Origin of the sequence: Massilia cavernae (assembly GCF_003590855.1) — a bacterium.
GTDB classification, from domain to species: Bacteria; Pseudomonadota; Gammaproteobacteria; order Burkholderiales; family Burkholderiaceae_D; genus Telluria_A; species Telluria_A cavernae.
The window spans coordinates 1-18,949 of record NZ_QYUP01000040.1 but is presented as its reverse complement, the minus strand read 5'-3'; the positions used below and the strand labels follow the sequence as shown (position 1 = coordinate 18,949).

Sequence of the window (18,949 nt, the reverse complement as noted above, 5' to 3'; positions counted from 1 at the left end):
TCGCTCCACTTCGCACACAGCAGCATGATTTTCTCCTCCAGCATGTCGGCGATATTTCTGATTTGCTACCGTGAGAATCCGTAAGTTTCCCTCAGTTCGGGCGGCCCGGCGGGGCAATGTAGATCAAAAACGGCTTCGCCGCCATCGCCGATAACATGAACGTGTGCCGGAAGATGATCGCTGGGGTAAATGACAACCCGAAGGCCAAAGAATCTGGATATAGTGGGCATCGTAGCAGAACCCAAGCTGCTTGGGTTTATGTGAATTGGCCATCGGCTGGCTCTGAGATGCCTGGCGCGCCGCTTGATACGTCAAGGGCGCGTGGGCCCGGGAGGCGACGCATCCCAGAACGCGCTGCCCGCGGCCGCGCCGCGCAGGTCGACCGTGACCGGCGCGCTGATCCTGCGGATTGAATTAGCGGCCACCAGGGTGCCGTTGGTCTCGTGCAGGCGGTACCACAGCAGCGCCACACCCGACAGGCGCAGGTGCTGGCCGGTGAACAGGTTCTGTTTCATGATCGTCATGCCTTCGAGGCGCAGGTTGAAATCGAGGACGAGGGCGCCGCGCGTGCGCTCGCCATAGGCGAGGTAGCGCGCCGCGTTGTAGGCGGGGCTTTTCTCGCTCGCCTCGCCCACCTGGAGCGACTCGATAAACGCGTCGACCGCCTTGATCACCGCGCCGGCTGCCGCCGCGACGGCAGTGAAATCCTTCTTCGCCTCGCCTTTGGCGCTGGCGGCCATCTCCTGAACGATCGCCACGCGGCCGGCGTAGGCCGATTTTTGCGCGACCACCGCCCGTACCCGCGCCATCAGCTTATCGTGTGCGGCCGGATCGAATTCGCCCAGGTAGCCGGGGCCCAGCCCCGCGATCCGGGCAGGGCAGGTCTTCGCGAGCGAGGTGATGAACATCGCACGCGCATCCTCGCCGTAGCCAAGCGACGAAACGGCGGCATTGGTCCGGAACAGGGCGGCGATATCGGCCAGTGACTTGATGGTGGCCGGTACCACAGCCAGGCCAACCAGTGACAGGGTCCGGGCGACCGGCGGCGCCTGCGGTGCGTGCAGGTCGATGAACTTCTGCAGTTCGTCGTTCTGCCGTGCCAGGTCGTCCCCCATGTGCCTGAGCCCGTCGTTGACGAGGCGCGCGGCGACCACTCCCTGCGTCGATACCGGATCGTAGATGGTGGCGGTGCGGCCGGCAGGCAGCGCGGCGCACACCTCGGTCGCCAGGTCCTGCGCCAAGTCGAAGGCCTTGACCAGGCCGGCGGCGCCGAACGATTCCGTGTTCACCGTGCCCGGCAGGGCTTTCGATTCGGCCAACGGCAGCCTGGCCAGCAGTTCGGCGCGCTCCGCTTCCGCTGTCGCCTTGCGGATTTCGGCTTCGCGCTGGGCGGTGGCCTGATACAGCTTCAGGTCGAGCGCGTTCTTGGCCGCCTCCACCTCGGAGCGTGTTTGTGCTGGGGTCGGCGTTGCTGCAATACAGCAGAGCGCGATCAACGCGGGCAGGGCGCGCATGCCGCGTAGGATACTTTGGCCGAAAATGCCCATCGTTGCGGTCCTCGGATATGGAGTGTTGCCGGATTCGTGTGGCTGTCGTAGATTCTGTGACATATTAATTTTTTTCTTATTGCGCATTCGCAATCAATTATTGACCGTCGCACGCAGAAATAATGTCGGGAGGATATTTATCGGCGCGGGATTATGCATATCTCATAATGTGCCAGCAGGCAATTATTTGCGTTAATTTGGTACGATAGAATATTTTGAAAATACGCGAAATGTAACGCGCGGGGCATCGCGAGGTGAGACAGGCTAAGCGGTGAAGCACCACGGCCGCGCGGCTCTGCAGCGGCCCTGTGGCAAGCTTCGGTGCGGAGGCAGCGTCCCCGGCTTCCGTAAGCTCCTGGATTCAGTCGCCTTGCATATACAAGTTTATGACCAAACGAATACAAATCGTGAATATGTAATAAGAAGTAAGGTAACGCGCTCGGTGATAACGCGCCAAGCTTGATGTTTTCAATCAATCTGTAGCGGATTCGCGTCATTCGGCATGACTTAACGGGCGCGCGGCACGAATGCATGTTCATAATTCTCGCGAGAAAGGTTGACATATGGTATTATGCAGCCCTGCAGTTTGTTGCCTTTTCGTACGCTCAAGATCTTGTCTCCGGTGATTGCGCAGTGCAGCAACCTTGGTACTGCGCCAGTCCACCTCTCTTATGCCTGACCTGACTCATGTTTAAACTTACACGCTGTGTACTCGTCTCCGTTTTTGTGCTATGTGGTGGCGCCGCCCATGCGCAAGACGCCGCAACGGCCGATGTAATGGACCTGCAGGTGCAGCCGCCGGCGCCCTCGCCACGTGTGAACCTCCGCAACGATGCTGTCGACGCCGCCGCCGCGCGCGACCAAGCCGGCGAGCGCGCCGAACAGCAGCTTGACCAGCGTAAGCAGGCCGCCGCTAACGCCGCCAGCCGCCTTGGCCCGACCAGCGAGTTCCAGAAATTCCTGCAGGAGAGCACCGGAAAGATCCTGCCCGTGTTCGGCGCCGAGTTCTTCGCCAACGCGCCATCGACCTTTGCGCCGATCCTGAACGCGCCGGTGCCGGCCGAATACCCGCTCGGTCCTGGCGACGAGCTGCTGATCCGCGGCTGGGGCAGCATCGACATCAATTACCGCGCCACCATCGACCGCAACGGCCTGATCACCATCCCGACGGTCGGTTCGGTCGTGCTGGGCGGCGTGAAGGCGGGCGACGCCGAGAGCGTCATCCGTGCCGAGATCGCCAAGCTGTACAAGGGCGTCAGCATCAACGTGAATTTCGGCCAGCTGCGTGCCATCACCGTGTACGTCGTCGGCCAGGCCAACCGCCCCGGCACCTACACGGTGTCGAGCCTGTCGACCCTGGTGACCGCGCTGTTCGCCAGCGGCGGCCCGAACGCCAATGGCAGCATGCGCCGCGTGCAGGTCAAGCGCGCCGGCAAGGTGGTCGCCGAACTCGACCTGTATGCTTTCATCGCAAAGGGCGACAAGTCGGCCGACATAAAGCTGCAGGACGGCGACGCTATCTACATCCCATCGGCGGCCGGCTATGTCGCGCTGGTCGGTAAGGTCAATAGCCCGGCGATCTACGAACTGCGCTCCGCCAACGATGCGATCGCCTCGGTGCTGGACGTGGCCGGCGGCCTGCCAGTAGTGGCCGATCCGCGCCGCGCCTTCCTCGAGCGCATCGACGCCAACAAGAACCGCCCGCGCAGCGTGGAGCAGTTCGCGCTGGACGAGGCTGGCCTGAAGAAGACCCTGAAGAACGGCGACGTGCTGAACATTACGTCGATCACGCCGGACTTTTCGAATGCCGTGGTCCTGCGCGGTAACGTCGATCAGGCGGTTCGCGCGCCATTCCGCGCGGGCATGCGCATCAGCGACCTGATTCCAAGCCGCGACTACCTGATCACCCGCAGCTCGACCCAGCGCCAGAACAGCGCGCTGAACGCGGGCGAGAACGAGAGAACCACTGGCGAAAACGTCGAGACGATCGCTTCGCGCATCGGCGGCCTGATCGAAGAGATCAACTGGGATTACGCGGTGGTTGAACGCATCAACCGCGATGACCTGTCGGTGAGCCTGCTGCCGTTCAACCTCGGCAAGGTATTCAGCAACCCGGCCGGCGCCGATAACCTCCTGCTGCAGCCGGGCGACACCGTGACCATCTTCTCGCAGAAGGACGTGCTGGTGCCGATGGACAAGCGCCGCGTGTTCGTGCGCGTGGAAGGCGAAGTCAATGTGCCGGGTGTGTACCAGATGAGCTCGGGAGAGACCTTGCAGCAGCTGATGGCGCGGGCTGGTGGCCCGACCCGCAATGCCTATGTGTTCGGCGTGGGCTTCTATCGCGAGCAGGTGCGCAAGGAGCAGGAGGCGAACCTGGAAAAGGCGGCAAGCCGGCTTGAAAACCAGCTGCGCAGCGAGCAGTCGAAGGCGGTGGCCAACATTCGCGGCTCTAGCACCGCTGATGCTCGGATCGCCGAAGCGCGCCGCGAGGCGGATTTGATGGCTGCGCAAGCCGCAGTGGCCCGTCTGCGTCAGCTGAAGCCTACCGGGCGCATCGCTTTCGGTCTGGATCCGCGCGAGCTGTCGTTTGCGCGCCTGCCGCAGCTGAAATTGGAAGGCGGCGACCGCCTGGTGGTGCCGGCCAAACCGGAATTCGTGCACGTGTTCGGTGCGGTCAACGTCGAGGCGTCGCCGCTGTGGCGTCCGAACAGCCGGGTCAACGACTACCTGAAGCTCGCCGGTGCCACCGCTGATGCCGACCTTGACAATGCCTTTATCCTGCGCGTGGACGGAAGCGTGGTATCGCGCAATACGGGCAACTGGCTGTTCGGCGGCTTCGGGGGCGTGGAAGTCATGCCGGGTGACAGCATCGTGGTTCCTGAGAAGTTCGACAAAGAGACGCGCTGGACCAAGTTCACCCAGGGCACCCGCGAGTGGGCGCAGATTTTTGCCAACTTCGGCCTCGGTGCCGCAGCGATCAAGACGTTGAGGGATTAAACGGTGCGTGATTTCGGGACTCGGCAGATGCGCCGCTAAAGCTGGCGCAATTCAGAATTTGGAGTGATTTTGTGAATCTTAGTAATAATAAAATAGCTGTTGTTGGACTAGGCTACGTAGGCCTGCCATTGGCTGTCGAGTTCGGAAAAAAGAGGCACGTCGTCGGCTTCGATATTAACGCGACGCGTATTGCTGAGTTGAAATCTGGGAAAGACACTACGCTCGAGGTGGCGTCAAGTGACCTGCTGGCTGCTGAGCGACTTTCGTATAGCTGTACGCAAGATGACCTGCACGATTGCAAGATCTTTATCATCACGGTTCCAACTCCGATCGACAAGGCCAACCGGCCCGACCTAACGCCGCTTGTCAAAGCCAGCGAGACGGTCGGTAAAGTGCTGCGCCCTGGCTGCATCGTTATTTATGAATCAACTGTCTATCCTGGCTGCACGGAAGAGGTTTGCGTGCCCGTCCTTGAGAAGTGTTCCGGGCTGGTGTTCAACCACGATTTCTTCTGTGGGTATAGCCCTGAGCGCATTAACCCCGGGGACAAGGTTAACACTCTGACCAAGATTCGAAAGATTACAAGCGGATCGACCCCGGAAATCGCTCGAGCGGTGGATGAACTTTACGCCAGCATTATTACGGCAGGTACGTTTCCGGCGGCGAGCTTGAAAGTTGCCGAGGCTGCGAAGGTTATCGAGAACACGCAGCGCGATTTGAACATCGCCCTGGTCAACGAGTTGTCCGTTATCTTCGAACGTCTTGGGATCGACACACTCGACGTCCTCGAAGCTGCCGGTAGCAAATGGAATTTCCTGCCATTCCGCCCGGGTATGGTAGGCGGGCATTGCATTGGGGTGGATCCTTATTACCTGACGCATAAGGCAGAAGAGGTCGGTTATCACCCGCAAGTCATCCTGGCCGGACGCCGCATCAACGACAATATGGCGCGCTATGCCGCACGAAATGTCATCCGCCTCATGCTGCGTAACGGTATTGACGTTGCACGGAGCACGGTGGGGGTTCTGGGAGTCACTTTCAAGGAAAACTGTCCGGATGTCCGTAACAGCAAGATTGCTGATCTGGTGCGGGAACTACAAACCTGGGGCGTTAATGTGGTAGTGGCCGACCCGTGGGCGAATGCGGATGAAGTAGAGCATGAATACGGTATTCGCATGGGTACTGTTGACGCCGCGCACCCTGTCGATTCGATAATTGTTGCGGTGGGCCACGAGCAGTATCGCTCACTGACTCCGATAGAGATCAAGTCTCTTTGTTGCGGCGACAAACCAGTACTGGGCGACCTAAAGTCGCTGTATGGTCGCACCGAAGCCGATGCCGCCGGTTTCACCGTCTTTAGGCTTTAAATGTACGACAACAGTGAGCAGTTTCAAAGTATGAACGAAAACGCGTCCGCAGTTAAAGCGCCTGAAGAGCAATTCGATGACAGCGAGTCTCCCCTGATCTCACTGTTAATTTCGCTCGCAAAGCATCGGAAACTCATCGTCCTATTCCCGCTCGTGGTTGCGGTGATCGTCGCGCTCATCAGCCTCATGATCCCGAATGTCTATCGGGCCGGCGTCAAATTGTTGCCGCCGCAGCAGGCGCAATCCGGTGCAGCGGGACTGTTGTCGCAATTGGGGGGGCGGCGGGAGGCATGGCGAGCAGCTTGGCAGGACTGAAGAACCCGAACGACCTGTACGTCGGCATGCTGCGGAGCCGAACCGTTGCCGATGCATTAATCGCACAGTTCGACCTGATGAAGGTATACGATACCAAGTCGCCTGAGTTGGCGCGCAAGACTCTTGCAACGAATACTATTATCAGCTCGGGGAAGGACGGGATTATCAGCATTGACGTTGAGGGAGAAGACCGGAAAATGGTCGCCCCAATGGCGAACGCGTATGTTGCGACGCTGATAAAACTCACTAATGAGCTGGCGTTGACGGATGCGTCGCAACGGCGAATGTTTTTTGGCCGCCAGCTGGAGGACGCCAAGACTAAACTGGCGAACGCCGAAACGAGGCTTAAGGGCGCACTCGATACGCATGGCGTGATTAGCGTTGACAGCGACAGCCGCGCGATCGTCGAAATGGTTGGCCGTGTGCGGGGCCAGATTTCGGCGAAGGAAATCCAGCTCAGTTCTATGCAAGCGTTCGTCACGTCGAACAACCCGGAACATCGCCGCGTTCGTGAAGAACTCAACAGCCTGCGGGCGGAGCTGGGCAGGCTCGAGAATGGCCGTCCGCTGGCGTCGCAGCCGACGACCGGGGGAACCAAGCAGGTCGGCCTCGACAACATCAAGGTGCTGCGCGACGTGAAGTACTACCAAATGCTGTACGAGCTGCTTGCCAAGCAGTTTGAAATGGCACGCTTGGATGAAGCCAGGGAAAGCGCGCTGGTTCAGGTACTCGACTCCGCGATCGAGCCGGAACTCAAGGTCAAACCGGCGCGCGCAAAAATGGTCGTGATTTCCGCCTTGCTGGCATTCCTCCTTACATGCGGAATTGCCCTGCTTATCGAGCTGAAAGAAAAAATGTTGCGAGTTCCCGAGTATGCCGCCCAGTGGGCGCGGCTGAAGTCGATCTTACGCTTCCGGTAATTGACCCTCCCCAACATTTTGAATTAAGAGCCAAATAAATTATGAAAATCGCAAACAAAAAAATCCTGGTAACAGGCGCGGACGGCTTTATCGGTTCCCACCTGACCGAGTACTTGGTTCGTGCCGGCGCGAATGTGCGTGCATTTGTCCAATACAACAGTTTCAATTCCTGGGGCTGGCTCGATGATGCCGATGCAAACGTCAAGGATTCGCTGGACGTGTTTGCCGGCGACATCCGTGACCCTAACGGTGTGCGCACGGCGGTGAAAGACTGCGACGTTGTGATGCATCTGGCGGCGCTTATCGCGATCCCGTACTCTTACCATTCACCCGATACCTATATCGACACCAACGTCAAGGGCACGCTCAATGTTGTCCAGGCCGCCCGCGAGTTTGATGTCGAGCGCGTCGTGCATACGTCGACCAGCGAAGTCTACGGTACCGCGCTGTTCGTGCCGATCACGGAAGAACATCCGCTTCAGGGTCAATCGCCATACTCCGCAAGCAAGATCGGCGCGGATCAGATCGCGCAAAGCTTTTTCCACTCGTTTAACACACCGGTCGCGACGATCAGGCCATTCAACACCTATGGACCAAGGCAGTCCGCCCGTGCCGTCATCCCGACCATCATTACCCAGGTTGCGGCCGGGGCGGGCGAGATCAAGCTGGGCGCAATCCACCCAACCCGCGACTTTAACTACGTGCGCGACACCGTACGCGGCTTTGTCGCCGTCGCCGAGAGCGACGCGGCAGTAGGGCAGGTGTCAACGTAGGTAGTAATTACGAGGTATCGGTTGGCGACACGGCTAGGCTCATAGCACGTCTGATGGAACGTGAAGTCACGTTCACCACGGATGAGCGGCGTATGCGGCCGACCGGCAGTGAAGTGGAGCGTCTATGGGCGGATAACACGCGCGCCAAGACGCTAGCCGGTTGGGAGCCGGAATACCCGGGCATCGAAGGGCTGACCGTTGGCTTACAGGAGACGATTGACTGGTTTACTCGCCCTGAAAATCTGCGCCGCTACAAAGCCGGCATCTACAACATTTAAAGGGAACGCGATGCTACTCGCCGACGCCGTCACTGCCGCATACAGAGCGTAACCAACAGCCCGAAGGTCGCACTGCATGAGCCTAGCTTCACGGGCAATGAACTCGCGTACGTAAAGGAATGTATCGATACCGGCTGGGTATCGTCGGTGGGAGGCTATGTCGACCGATTCGAACGTGAGCTCGCCGAATACACTGGCGCGCGCCACGCGGTGGTGGTCAGCAACGGCACCTCGGGCCTGCAAGTGGCACTCCAACTGGTTGGCGTCAAGCCTGGCGAAGAAGTGCTGATTCCGGCATTGTCGTTCGTCGCGACGGCGAATGCCGTAAGCCACTGCGGCGCATACCCGCATTTCGTCGACAGCGAAGCCACAACGCTAGGCCTGGACGTCGCTGCCCTGTCCGACTACCTGGATCGGGTAGCGGAATCGGTCGGCGATGTCTGTATCAACAAGCGCACGGGTCGACGCATCGCTGCGGTCGTTCCGATGCATACGTTCGGCCATCCGGTCGACATGCCCGCTCTAGTAGAGCTCGCGGCACGCCATCGTATCGCGCTGGTGGAGGATGCAGCCGAATCGCTTGGAAGTTGGATCGGCGACCGCCACACTGGCCGTTTTGGCCGTTGCGGTATGCTCAGCTTTAACGGCAATAAGATTGTGACCACGGGTGGCGGCGGTGCGATCATTACCGACGACGACGCACTGGCGAAGCGCGCCAAGCACCTAACCACAACCGCCAAGGTACCGCACGCGTGGGAGTTCTTCCACGACGAAGTGGCCTACAACTACCGCATGCCCAACCTGAACGCAGCGCTCGGCTGCGCACAGCTGGAGCGTTTGGGCGGCTTTCTCGGTTCGAAGCGCAAGCTCACCGAGCTGTACGCTCAAGCGTTTTCCGACCTGCCGCAGGTGCGCCTGTTTGCCGAACGGCAGGGCACGCGCGCCAACTACTGGCTGCAAACGCTGATGCTTGCCCCGGAAGTGGCAGACCAGCGCGATGCGATCCTGAAGGCGACCAATGCAGCCGGACAGATGACGCGCCCCGTGTGGAATCTGCTAACGACGCTGCCAATGTATATGGCATGTGAATCGATGCCCACTCCGGTCGCGCAGGATCTCGCGCGGCGCATCATAAACCTGCCGAGCAGTCCGCATCTGACAGGAGCGCTGTAATGGCATTGAAGAAGATTGCGGTCGTCACCGGTAGTCGCGCCGAGTATGGATTGCTCTACTGGGTCCTGCATGATCTGCATGAAGCGGCCGATATCGAGCTGCAATTAATCGTTACGGGTATGCACCTGGCGCCTGAGTTCGGCATGACCGTGGTTGAGATTGAACGAGATGGGTTCCCGATCGCACGCCGCGTTGAGATGCTGCTGTCGAGCGACACGCCGGGCGCATTGCGAAGTCGGTGGCGCTTGGCCTGATCGGTATGTCGGATGCAATCGAGCAGCTGCAGCCGGACGCCGTGCTGGTTCTTGGCGACCGCTTCGAGATCCTTGCGGCATCGCAGGCCGCAATGCTGCACGGCGTTCCCCTTGCCCATATCGCTGGGGGAGACACAACCGAAGGCGCGTTCGACGAGTCGATCCGGCATGCGATCACCAAGATGTCGCACCTGCATCTGGTGACCAACGCGGTATCCGCCCGGCGGGTGCGCCAACTGGGCGAACATCCTGATTCAATCAAGGTGGTCGGTAGCCCGGGGCTCGATCACTTGCACCGGCGGTCGTTGCTCGACCGGGCCGCGCTGGAGCAAGCGCTGGGCGCGCAGCTCGGACAGCGCAACCTGCTGATCACGTTTCATCCGGTTACGCTGGAAGCAGGCCACGGCGAACGCCAGCAAGCGGAACTTCTAGCAGCGCTGGAGCACCAGCCCGCCGATACGGTACTGTGGTTCACGCGGCCAAACGCCGACACTGGAGGGCGAACGCTGGCGATCGAACTGGACAAGTGGGCGGCTGGGAAGTCGAACGTGCATGTGTTTTCGTCGCTCGGACAGCTGCGCTACCTGAGCCTGATGGCGCAGGTCGACGCGGTGGTAGGCAATTCGTCGAGCGGCCTGTATGAAGCACCATCGTTCCGTGTTCCTACCGTAAATATAGGTGACCGTCAGCGCGGCCGGACTGCACCGGCATCTGTACTGCACTGCGAGCCGCAACGGGAGGCGATAGCGGCCGCCTTGGATCAGGCGTCAACACTGGATTGCACGGAGGTAGTCAATCCGTACGGCGATGGGATGTCCGCACCGCGCATCGTTGTGGCGCTGCGCGCCTTACCGACCGACAGGACGTTCTTGAAGAAAACTTTTCACATGGTAGAAACGAATGGTGCATAAACCTGTTTTAGTTATCGCGGAAGCTGGCGTCAACCACAATGGTTCGATTGAACTCGCCCTGCGATTAGTCGACGTTGCCGCTGACGCCGGTGCCGACGCTGTTAAGTTCCAGACCTTCAAGGCGGCGGCGCTGGTGACCGCGCAGGCTGCCAAGGCAGAGTACCAGGTTACCAACACCGGGGACGATGGTTCGCAGCTGGAGATGCTGCGGCGCCTCGAATTGTCTCCGGCCGACCATGAACAACTGCTGGCCCATTGCCAGAAACGCGGCATCCGCTTCATGTCGACCGCGTTCGACGAGCAAAGCTTGGCCATGCTTGCACCGCTGGGTATGCCTGCCATCAAGATCCCGTCCGGCGACCTGACCTGCGGTCCGTTGCTGCTGCAGGCAGCGCGGTTGCGCCAAAACATGATTGTTTCTACTGGCATGTCGAACCTGGCAGATATTGAGCAGGCGTTGGGTGTGATCGCCTTCGGTCTGGTGAGCGACCGTGAGCCGGTCGGGCGCGACGATTTCGACGCTGCTTACAGCAGCGCGGAGGGCCGTGCGGCGCTGGCCGAACGCGTCACCTTGCTCCATTGCGTGACCCAGTATCCCGCTCCGGCTTCGGCAGTGAACCTGCGTGCTATGGATACGATGGCTGCTGCATTCGACCTGCCGGTAGGCTATTCGGATCACACGCTTGGCACTGAGGTATCGATTGCCGCGGTCGCGCGCGGCGCCCGCGTCATCGAAAAGCATTTTACGTTGGACCGTACGCTGGCCGGCCCGGATCACGCTGCATCGCTCGAGCCTTCCCAGCTCGCGCAGCTGGTCGCGGCTATCCGGAATGTCGAGCAGGCGCTCGGCTCCAGCCTGAAACGACCAGCCGCGCTCGAGGTGCCGAACCGTGCAATTGCACGGCGCAGCGTGGTAGCGGCGCGCCCGATCCGGGCAGGCGAAAAGTTGACACTCGACATGCTGGTCGCCAAACGCCCGGGAACCGGCATCTCCCCGATGAATACTTGGGACTTGCTTGGGCGTGCGGCCAACCGCGATTATCAACCCGACGAGCTGATCGATTCATGAGCTTTCCCATCATCGTCATCGGCGCAGGTGGCCACGCCGCCGTAGTGGCCGACGCGCTGCTCGCGTCAGGTCAGGTCGTGCTGGGCTTTACCGACGCATCGTCTAGCCGCCGGGGCCAGCAACTTTGCGGCCTACCGGTGCTCGGCGACGATGCTGTGCTGGCAGAGTACGACCCGGGTACGGTAGTGCTGGCAAACGGACTGGGCAGCGTCGGGAATGAAGCGACGCAGGTGCGTCAGCGCGTCCAGCAGTCGCTGGAAGGCCAGGGGTGGCACTTTTGCCCTGTTGTCCATCCGTCCGCCGTTATCTCGCGCTTCGCCTGTCTTGGCGAATCAGTGCAAGTGATGGCCGGCTGCGTTATCCAAGCTGGCGCGGCGGTAGGGGCCGGCTGCATTATCAATACCGCCTCCGTTGTGGAACACAACGCGGTCATCGATGCCTGGAGCCATGTTGCGCCGCGCGCCGTGGTATGCGGCGACGTGCGGGTGGGCGCGGGCAGCCATGTAGGCGCAGGCGCGACCGTGCGCCATGGCGTGTCGCTCGGCGCGCGCACCCTGGTTGGTGCCGGTGCAGTCGTGGTCAAGGATTTTTCGGGGAGCGGAGTGCTGGTCGGCATTCCTGCTCGTCAACTGGAACGATAAAAAATGAAAAGCTGGAAAAATGCCCTAATCGGACCTGCGACATCGCTGCGCATGGCGCTTGAGACGATTAACCAGGTTGGATGCCAGATAGCGCTCGTAGTTGATGGCAACGGTCGCCTACTGGGAACCCTCAGCGATGGCGACGCGCGCCGCGCGCTGCTCGACGGACGTAGCCTGAGCACGCCGGTGACCGCCGTAATGCACGCTACGCCAACGTGTGTCAGCGAGTCGGACGACCGCCAGGCCAGGCTGGTCAAGATGCGGCGCTGCGGCGTGCATCAGTTGCCGGTCCTGGACCGCGACGGCATCGTGGTCGGCCTGGAAACAGTCGACGACTTCCTGAATACGCCTGAGCGCGACGAATGGGTCGTCATCATGGCCGGCGGCTTGGGTAGCCGGCTGAGCGAGCTAACCCACAATACGCCGAAACCGATGCTGCAGGTCGGCTCCCGGCCTTTGCTTGAAACGATCGTACGTGGCTACGCTGATCAGGGTTTCAGGAATTTTTACTTGGCGGTCAATTACAAAGCCGAACAGATCGAACATCATTTCGGCGACGGCTCCGAGCTGGGCGTGAACGTGCATTACCTTCGCGAGCAAAAGCGCCTGGGAACAGCGGGGGCGCTCAGTCTGCTGCCCTCGCGGCCGGACAAGCCTATTGTGGTTACCAACGCCGACTTGCTGACCAAGGAAAACTACACCTACATGGTCGACCAACACATCGACAATGAGGCGGATGCGACGATGGGCGTGCGCGAGTACGAGATGCAGGTGCCGTTCGGCGTGGTGATGGAACGCGACGGCCACATCGAGTCTATCGAGGAGAAGCCAGTCCAGCGCTTCACGGTCAGCTCGGGCATGTATGTTTTGTCGCCTTGCGCGCTTGACTTGGTGCCGGCCAACCAGTTTTTTGATATGCCGTCGCTGTTCGAGGCGATGGTGGGCAAGGGCATGCGAACTCGCTGTCACCGCATCAACGGTTACTGGCTCGACATTGGTCGCCTGCCAGACTTCGAGCGTGCGAATCTGGAGTTTGACGAGGTATTCCGATGATTGAACAGAAACGCGTCCTGGCACTGGTGCCTGCACGCAGCGGCTCGAAAGGGCTGGCCAACAAGAACATCCGTCCGCTGAACGGCAAACCTTTGCTCGCATGGCCAATCGAAGCGGCGCGCGCGTCGGAATATGTTGACCGGGTCATCATTTCAACCGACGACGTCCATTATGCAGAACTGGCGAGGGCGGCCGGCGCGGACGTGCCGTTCATCCGTCCCGCTGAACTGGCCAGTGACACAGCGCCCAGCATCGAATTCATACTGCACGCGATCGATACGCTCGCGGCCGGCGGCGAGCATTACGACTACTTGTTGCTGCTGGAACCCACTTCACCGCTAACCGAGGCATCTGACATCGACAAGGCACTCTTGAGCCTGGTCAGCCAGCGCGACCGGGCGGACGCCATTGTCGGGGTATCCGCGTTGGTGTCGACCCATCCTTCGTTTGCCGTGGGTGTTACGCAAGATGGGTTGATCGCGCCATATGCGGTGGCCAGCTTCGGCCGCATGCCGCGCCGTCAAGACACCGAGCCGCTATTCAGCCTGGACGGGAGTTTGTATGCCTCGACGGTGGAAGCGCTGCGCCGCGAGCGCGGATTCTGCCATGGCCGAACGCTGCCGTACGTCACACCCCGCCATAAGTCATTCGAGGTCGACGATTTGCTCGATTTCATTTGCATCGAGGCAATCCTCGGACACCGTGCGCTTTTTGAAACATCGGACACTTCGTCAGCGCGCTGATCGAACTTATTAAATTCAGGAGTCAACATGAAACGATGCACCAAATGCCTGACCAAGGAAACGGTCGACACCATCACCTATGACGAATTCGGTGTTTGCAGCGTATGCCGGCAGGTTGAATTCAAGAAGGAAAAAATCGACTGGGTTGCTCGCGGAGAAGAATTGCAGCAAATCATTGCACGCCACAAGGGCGTTGGAATCTATGACTGCGTAGTCCCATACAGCGGCGGTAAGGACAGCGTTTTCCAGCTGTGGTACATCGTCAAGGAACTCAAGCTCAAGCCGCTAGTGGTTCGTTACAATCACTGGGGTTATCGTCCGCTGGTTGACGAAAACAACACCAAGGTGTTCAAGCAGTTGGGCGTGGACGTAGTGGAATTGACCACGAGCTTTCATGTCGTGCGCGAACTGATGCTCGAGTCGCTCAAGCGTCGCGGCGACTTTTGCTGGCATTGCCATACCGGCATCTACGCCGGCGTGATGCACATCGCGCTGCGCTTCGAAACGCCGCTGATTTTCTGGGGCGAATCTACCGCTGAGTATCACAGCTGGTATACGTTCGAGGAGATGGAAGTCGTCGACGAGAAGCGCTTCAACCGCTTGATGAACCAAGGCATGACCGCCGACGACATGTACGAATTCCTGCAGGGGCGCGTCGATCGTCGTGACCTGTGGATGTTCGATTACCCGAAGCGCAAGGACCTGATCAAGCTGAAGGTCGAGTCAATCTGTCTGGGTAACTACATTGAATGGAACACCAAGAAACAGGTGGAGCTGATCAAGAGCGAACTGGGCTGGAAAGGTCAGCCGGTCGAAGGGGTACCACCGGCGTATGACTACGAGAAGATCGAGTGCACGTTCCAAGGCATGCGTGATTTCGCCAAGTTCGTCAAGCGCGGATATGGTCGTACCAACCACCTGGCGACAATTGACATCCGCAACGGTGAACTGTCGCGTGAAGATGCGCTCGCGCTGGAAGCCGAGTACGACGGCAAACGTCCGGCCTCAATCGACTGGTTCCTGAATATCCTGCAGATTTCCGAAGCCGAGTTTTACGAGATTCTTCAGAAGCACCAAGTTCACCCGTGGAATTTCGATCCGGCGACAATCGAGACTGGCAAGCCGATGCCGGACATGCCGCAGTGGGACAATACTCTGGTAGACAAGTCGATCGGGGCGGCCAAAGATGAAGGCGGGCGTACCGCGAAGTACGTATGATTGCGATTGTTGAATACGGCATGGGCAACGTCAGGTCGTTGCGCAACGCCTTTGAATACCTTGGCGAGGATGTGATCATCACCTCTGACCCGACTGAGCTGGACGATTCCGACCGCATCGTCCTGCCAGGCGTGGGCGCATTTGGCGATGCCATGACCGCGATCGAACAGCGAGGCTTGCAGCCAGTGCTCAACCGTCAGGCACTGGAACTGAAAAAGCCTGTGCTTGGCATATGCCTTGGCATGCAGCTTTTCGCGAACAGCAGCGTTGAGCACGGCGAACACCGCGGACTCGGCTGGATTGACGCCGACGTTCGCCGGCTTGAGGTGGAGCGCCCGCTGAAGGTGCCGCACGTTGGGTGGAACGCCCTGCAGTTTCCGACAGACGATTGGCTGTTCCACGGAATCAAGCCTGGCGAAGCGAACTTTTATTTTGTCCATAGCTTTCATATGGTCTGCCATCGCCGCGGCGATCTGGTCGCCACTACCGACTACGGTTCGCCCGTCGCGGCAGTGGTCCGTTCGGGCAATGTGACGGCGGCGCAGTTCCATCCTGAAAAAAGCCAGGACAATGGATTAACAATGCTCAAGAATTGGGTGCAGTGGAAACCGCTATGCTGAAGAAGCGCATCATTCCTAAATTCCTCGTGCGTAACGGACGGTTGGTCAAGGGCGTGCGTTTCCACGAGAACTTCCGCGAGGCCGGCAATCCGATCTCCACCGCCAAGGTGTATGACGCGTACGGCGTCGACGAGCTGATGTTCGTCGATATCGAAGCGACCCTGCAAGGCCGTTCGGCCACCGGATCAATCGTCGAACGGGTATCGGAAGAAGTGTTCATGCCGTTCACCGTGGGCGGTGGTATTCGCAGTCTGGAACAGATCGAAGCGTTGCTCAGCAGCGGCGCCGACAAGGTGTGCATTAACACCTCGGCCATTGACAATCCCGCCTTCGTTACGCAAGCCGCGTCGCGCTTCGGTGACCAGTGCATTGTGGTGGGCATCGATTACCAGCGGCGCCCGGACAACACGCTGCGTGTGGTGGCCGCTTGCGGACATCGGCCGACCGAACACGATCCGCTTGTGTGGGCGCTGCGCATGCAGGACGCGCACGCCGGCGAGATCATGCTGTGCTCGATCGATCGTGACGGCACCATGGCTGGGTATGATGTCGACATGATCGGCAAGGTCGCGGATCAGCTGGAAGTACCGCTGATCGCATCGAGCGGCGCGGGAACCCTCCAGCACTGCCGCGACGCGCTCGACGCTGGCGCGTCAGCGATCACGATCAGCAGCATGTTCCTGTTCTCTGATCACAGCCCGATCAAGGTGCGCACCTACCTGTCGACAAATGGGGTCAGCGTGCGTGCGCAAAAGGGGAGTCATAGCTGATGGCCTCGCGCGTGCATTCATCGCTGACCCCGGCCGGGCTTGCGGCGCTCGCTGCACGCCAGGTCAACGCCATGTTCCCGGACGGAGATGACGTCCTCGCGTCGGCGCTGCTACCGGCAGTCGAGCAGGCGCTCGACCGGCTCGAACATTGTTTCACCCGCATCAACAACAAGTACTTCTTTGACGGAAGCAAGGCGGTATTTGACCACCTGCACGGCGACCAGTATGCGATGTGGCTGTACTTGCTGGCCAGCCAGTTGTTCCGCAGCGGCGGTCCTGCGTCGGCATGCAAAAAGCTGTTCTTGCTGAACAAGGCACTGCATGGTTGCGACATCTATTACGAAGTCGACCTGCCGTCGATCTTTTTGCTCGTGCATCCACTCGGCACGGTGCTCGGGCGCGCAAGCTATTCCGATTATCTGGTCGTATACCAGCGGGTTGGCATCGGGAGCAACCATGATATCTACCCAACGCTTGGGGCACACCTTACCCTTCGTCCGGGCAGCTCGGTGCTGGGCGAATGCAAGGTCGGCAATTATTGCAGTATCGCGGCGGAGTCCTTGCTGCTCGACCGTGACCTGCCGGACGACAGCGTGTATATCGGCAATCCGCGGGAGAACATCATCCGTTCCCGTCACATTACCCAACCTATCTGGAAACCATGAACCCATTGACCGAACAAGCTGATTTTGAAGCGCTGCGCTCACGGCTGCACCGCGCGATTCCAGGCGGCGCCCATACCTATTCGCGCGGCGATGACCAGTTCCCTTCGATTGCGCCACCGCTTTTCGTGCGCGGCAAGGGCGCATATTCGTGGGACAGCACGGGCCGGCGCTACCTCGACTACGGAATGGCGCTGCGTGCCGTCACGCTCGGGTATGCCGACGACCGCGTGAACGCGGCCGCCGTGGCCGAGATGGAGAAAGGCGTCAACTTGACGCGGGCTACCATGACCGAACTCGCGGCCGCGGAAACGCTGATTGACTTGATCCCGTCGGTCGACATGGTCAAGTTCGCGAAGAATGGCTCGAACGTGACAACTGCGGCGATCAAGATCGCGCGGGCCTACACCGGCAAGCGCTACGTTTGCATACCGCGGCAACAGCCGTTCTTCTCATTCGACGACTGGTTCATCGGCACCACCCCTCTAACTCGCGGGATTCCAGCCGAGCAGTCATCGGCCACGTTAATTTTCGACTACAACGATATTGGCTCGCTGCGGGCGCTGTTAGACGCGCACCCGGGCGAAATTGCCGCAGTCATGCTCGAGCCCGCAACCACCCTCACGCCGTGCGTCCCGGGTTGCGAAGGGCAGGCCGGTTGGCCCGAACGTCCATGCACGAGCTGTTCCAAGACCGGACAGAATTTTCTGCAGCAAGTACAGGCGCTGTGCCGCAGTAGCGGTGCCTTGTTCATCCTCGATGAAATGATTACTGGTTTCCGCTGGCACCTTGCAGGAGCGCAAACATTCTTCGGCGTGCAGCCGGATCTGACCACGTTCGGCAAGGGAATGGCCAACGGCTTCTCGGTTGCTGCTGTCGGCGGACGCCGCGAGGTGATGGAAGTCGGATCGATCGACCATCCCGGAACGGAACGAACGTTCCTGTTATCGACCACGCACGGTGCTGAAATGACCGGCCTTGGTGCTTTTATCGAGACGGCACGCATTTATCGTGAAGAGGACGTCACCGGCCACCTGTGGAGCTACGGCAAGCAGCTACGTGCGGGAATGACCGAACTGGCGGCACGGCACGGCCTCACTCAGTACTTCCAGATTGACGGCCCCGCAATTTCGCTCAATTACGTGACACGCGACAGTAGCGGCGCGGTGTCGCTGCCGCTGCGCACACTGTTTGCGCAGGAACTGCTGAAGCAAGGGGTGATGATGCCGTGGATCGCCGTCTCCCAGGCACACGGCCAGACCGAGTTGCAGCTTACGATGGAAGCGTTTGACAAGGCCATGGAGGTGTACGCCCGAGCGCTCGACGCCGGCGTGGAAAAGTTCCTTCAAGGTCCTGCCATTCGTCCCGTTTTCCGTCCACGCAATTGAACCCATGAGTGCACTGAACAAATTTGAAATGCACGGCAAGGTCGCCCTCGTCACTGGCGGCGCCGGCATTCTCGGCCAACAGTTCGCCGCTGGCCTTGCAGACGCGGGCGCTGCGGTGGCGGTGGTTGACCTCGATCAGGCGGCAGCGCAGGCGGTGGCTAACAAGCTGGGCGGACAGGCAGCCGGTTTCGGCTGCAATGTTGCGGACCCTGAATCGGTGCGCACGTGTGTCGCGGCCGTGCTCGAGCGC

The 18,949-nt window shown here is 60.0% G+C and carries 21 protein-coding genes; 19 read left to right on the top strand and 2 right to left on the bottom strand.

All coding sequences use genetic code 11. The features are described from left to right. Positions 1 to 65: 65 nt before the first annotated feature. Both D3872_RS27380 and D3872_RS04155 read right to left on the bottom strand, forming a co-directional pair. Entirely contained in the window at positions 66 to 230 is a 165-nt protein-coding gene (locus D3872_RS27380; RefSeq protein WP_182915673.1) for a DUF4160 domain-containing protein, read from the bottom strand. An 81-nt stretch (positions 231 to 311) separates the two neighbouring features. Then, a complete protein-coding gene (locus D3872_RS04155; RefSeq protein ID WP_229459154.1) occupies positions 312 to 1,547 on the bottom strand; it encodes a hypothetical protein in 1,236 nt (411 codons plus the stop codon). 777 nt (positions 1,548 to 2,324) lie between these two features. Between D3872_RS04155 and D3872_RS04150 the strand changes: the two genes are divergently transcribed. From D3872_RS04150 to D3872_RS04075, 19 genes are all read left to right on the top strand, one after another. Beyond that, positions 2,325 to 4,544, top strand: coding sequence for a polysaccharide biosynthesis/export family protein (locus D3872_RS04150; RefSeq protein ID WP_119809611.1), 2,220 nt, complete (start codon positions 2,325 to 2,327; stop codon positions 4,542 to 4,544). Between the two features lie 71 nt (positions 4,545 to 4,615). After that, positions 4,616 to 5,911 carry a nucleotide sugar dehydrogenase gene (locus D3872_RS04145; RefSeq protein ID WP_119809610.1) on the top strand — a complete coding sequence of 432 codons (1,296 nt, stop codon included), beginning with the start codon at positions 4,616 to 4,618 and terminating at the stop codon, positions 5,909 to 5,911. Further along, a complete protein-coding gene (locus D3872_RS26295; RefSeq protein ID WP_229459153.1) occupies positions 5,912 to 6,226 on the top strand; it encodes a Wzz/FepE/Etk N-terminal domain-containing protein in 315 nt (104 codons plus the stop codon). Then, entirely contained in the window at positions 6,214 to 7,146 is a 933-nt protein-coding gene (locus D3872_RS04140; protein WP_229459152.1) for a GNVR domain-containing protein, read from the top strand. Before D3872_RS26295 ends, D3872_RS04140 begins: the two co-directional genes overlap by 13 nt. A 41-nt stretch (positions 7,147 to 7,187) precedes the next feature. Beyond that, on the top strand, positions 7,188 to 7,919 hold the full coding sequence (locus D3872_RS04135; protein ID WP_274381685.1) for an SDR family NAD(P)-dependent oxidoreductase: 732 nt from the start codon (positions 7,188 to 7,190) through the stop codon (positions 7,917 to 7,919). A gap of 53 nt (positions 7,920 to 7,972) precedes the next feature. After that, positions 7,973 to 8,197: a hypothetical protein gene (locus tag D3872_RS26945; protein ID WP_274381684.1), complete on the top strand. Its 225-nt coding sequence runs from the start codon at positions 7,973 to 7,975 to the stop codon at positions 8,195 to 8,197. Positions 8,198 to 8,236: 39 nt separating this feature from the next. Beyond that, the gene (locus D3872_RS04130) at positions 8,237 to 9,370 is read left to right on the top strand and encodes a LegC family aminotransferase (RefSeq protein WP_119809609.1); all 1,134 of its coding nucleotides are present in this window, start codon (positions 8,237 to 8,239) and stop codon (positions 9,368 to 9,370) included. Further along, entirely contained in the window at positions 9,370 to 9,624 is a 255-nt protein-coding gene (locus D3872_RS27675) for a UDP-N-acetylglucosamine 2-epimerase (protein ID WP_220476878.1), read from the top strand. Before D3872_RS04130 ends, D3872_RS27675 begins: the two co-directional genes overlap by 1 nt. Continuing rightward, a complete protein-coding gene (neuC, locus tag D3872_RS04125; protein WP_220476877.1) occupies positions 9,609 to 10,535 on the top strand; it encodes a UDP-N-acetylglucosamine 2-epimerase in 927 nt (308 codons plus the stop codon). The genes D3872_RS27675 and neuC overlap by 16 nt, the downstream gene beginning before the upstream one ends. Then, complete coding sequence (neuB, locus tag D3872_RS04120) at positions 10,525 to 11,604, top strand: N-acetylneuraminate synthase (protein ID WP_119809608.1); 1,080 nt, start codon at positions 10,525 to 10,527, stop codon at positions 11,602 to 11,604. Before neuC ends, neuB begins: the two co-directional genes overlap by 11 nt. After that, positions 11,601 to 12,245 (top strand): acetyltransferase, encoded by a 645-nt coding sequence (locus tag D3872_RS04115; protein ID WP_119809607.1) that lies wholly within the window; start codon positions 11,601 to 11,603, stop codon positions 12,243 to 12,245. Before neuB ends, D3872_RS04115 begins: the two co-directional genes overlap by 4 nt. Before the next feature lie 3 nt (positions 12,246 to 12,248). Further along, positions 12,249 to 13,298, top strand: a complete 1,050-nt coding sequence (locus D3872_RS04110; protein ID WP_119809606.1) for a nucleotidyltransferase family protein — start codon at positions 12,249 to 12,251, stop codon at positions 13,296 to 13,298. Further along, a complete protein-coding gene (locus D3872_RS04105) occupies positions 13,295 to 14,041 on the top strand; it encodes an acylneuraminate cytidylyltransferase family protein (protein ID WP_119809605.1) in 747 nt (248 codons plus the stop codon). Before D3872_RS04110 ends, D3872_RS04105 begins: the two co-directional genes overlap by 4 nt. A gap of 27 nt (positions 14,042 to 14,068) precedes the next feature. Then, positions 14,069 to 15,259: an N-acetyl sugar amidotransferase gene (locus tag D3872_RS04100; RefSeq protein ID WP_119809604.1), complete on the top strand. Its 1,191-nt coding sequence runs from the start codon at positions 14,069 to 14,071 to the stop codon at positions 15,257 to 15,259. Continuing rightward, positions 15,256 to 15,879 carry an imidazole glycerol phosphate synthase subunit HisH gene (gene hisH / locus D3872_RS04095; protein WP_119809603.1) on the top strand — a complete coding sequence of 208 codons (624 nt, stop codon included), beginning with the start codon at positions 15,256 to 15,258 and terminating at the stop codon, positions 15,877 to 15,879. Before D3872_RS04100 ends, hisH begins: the two co-directional genes overlap by 4 nt. Further along, positions 15,873 to 16,649 (top strand): imidazole glycerol phosphate synthase subunit HisF, encoded by a 777-nt coding sequence (gene hisF, locus D3872_RS04090; protein ID WP_119809602.1) that lies wholly within the window; start codon positions 15,873 to 15,875, stop codon positions 16,647 to 16,649. Before hisH ends, hisF begins: the two co-directional genes overlap by 7 nt. Next, positions 16,649 to 17,314 carry an LbetaH domain-containing protein gene (locus tag D3872_RS04085; RefSeq protein WP_119809601.1) on the top strand — a complete coding sequence of 222 codons (666 nt, stop codon included), beginning with the start codon at positions 16,649 to 16,651 and terminating at the stop codon, positions 17,312 to 17,314. Before hisF ends, D3872_RS04085 begins: the two co-directional genes overlap by 1 nt. Beyond that, the gene (locus D3872_RS04080; protein ID WP_119809600.1) at positions 17,311 to 18,699 is read left to right on the top strand and encodes a glutamate-1-semialdehyde 2,1-aminomutase; all 1,389 of its coding nucleotides are present in this window, start codon (positions 17,311 to 17,313) and stop codon (positions 18,697 to 18,699) included. The genes D3872_RS04085 and D3872_RS04080 overlap by 4 nt, the downstream gene beginning before the upstream one ends. Before the next feature lie 4 nt (positions 18,700 to 18,703). Next, on the top strand, positions 18,704 to 18,949 hold a 246-nt coding region (locus tag D3872_RS04075; RefSeq protein ID WP_119809599.1), incomplete at its 3' end, for an SDR family NAD(P)-dependent oxidoreductase.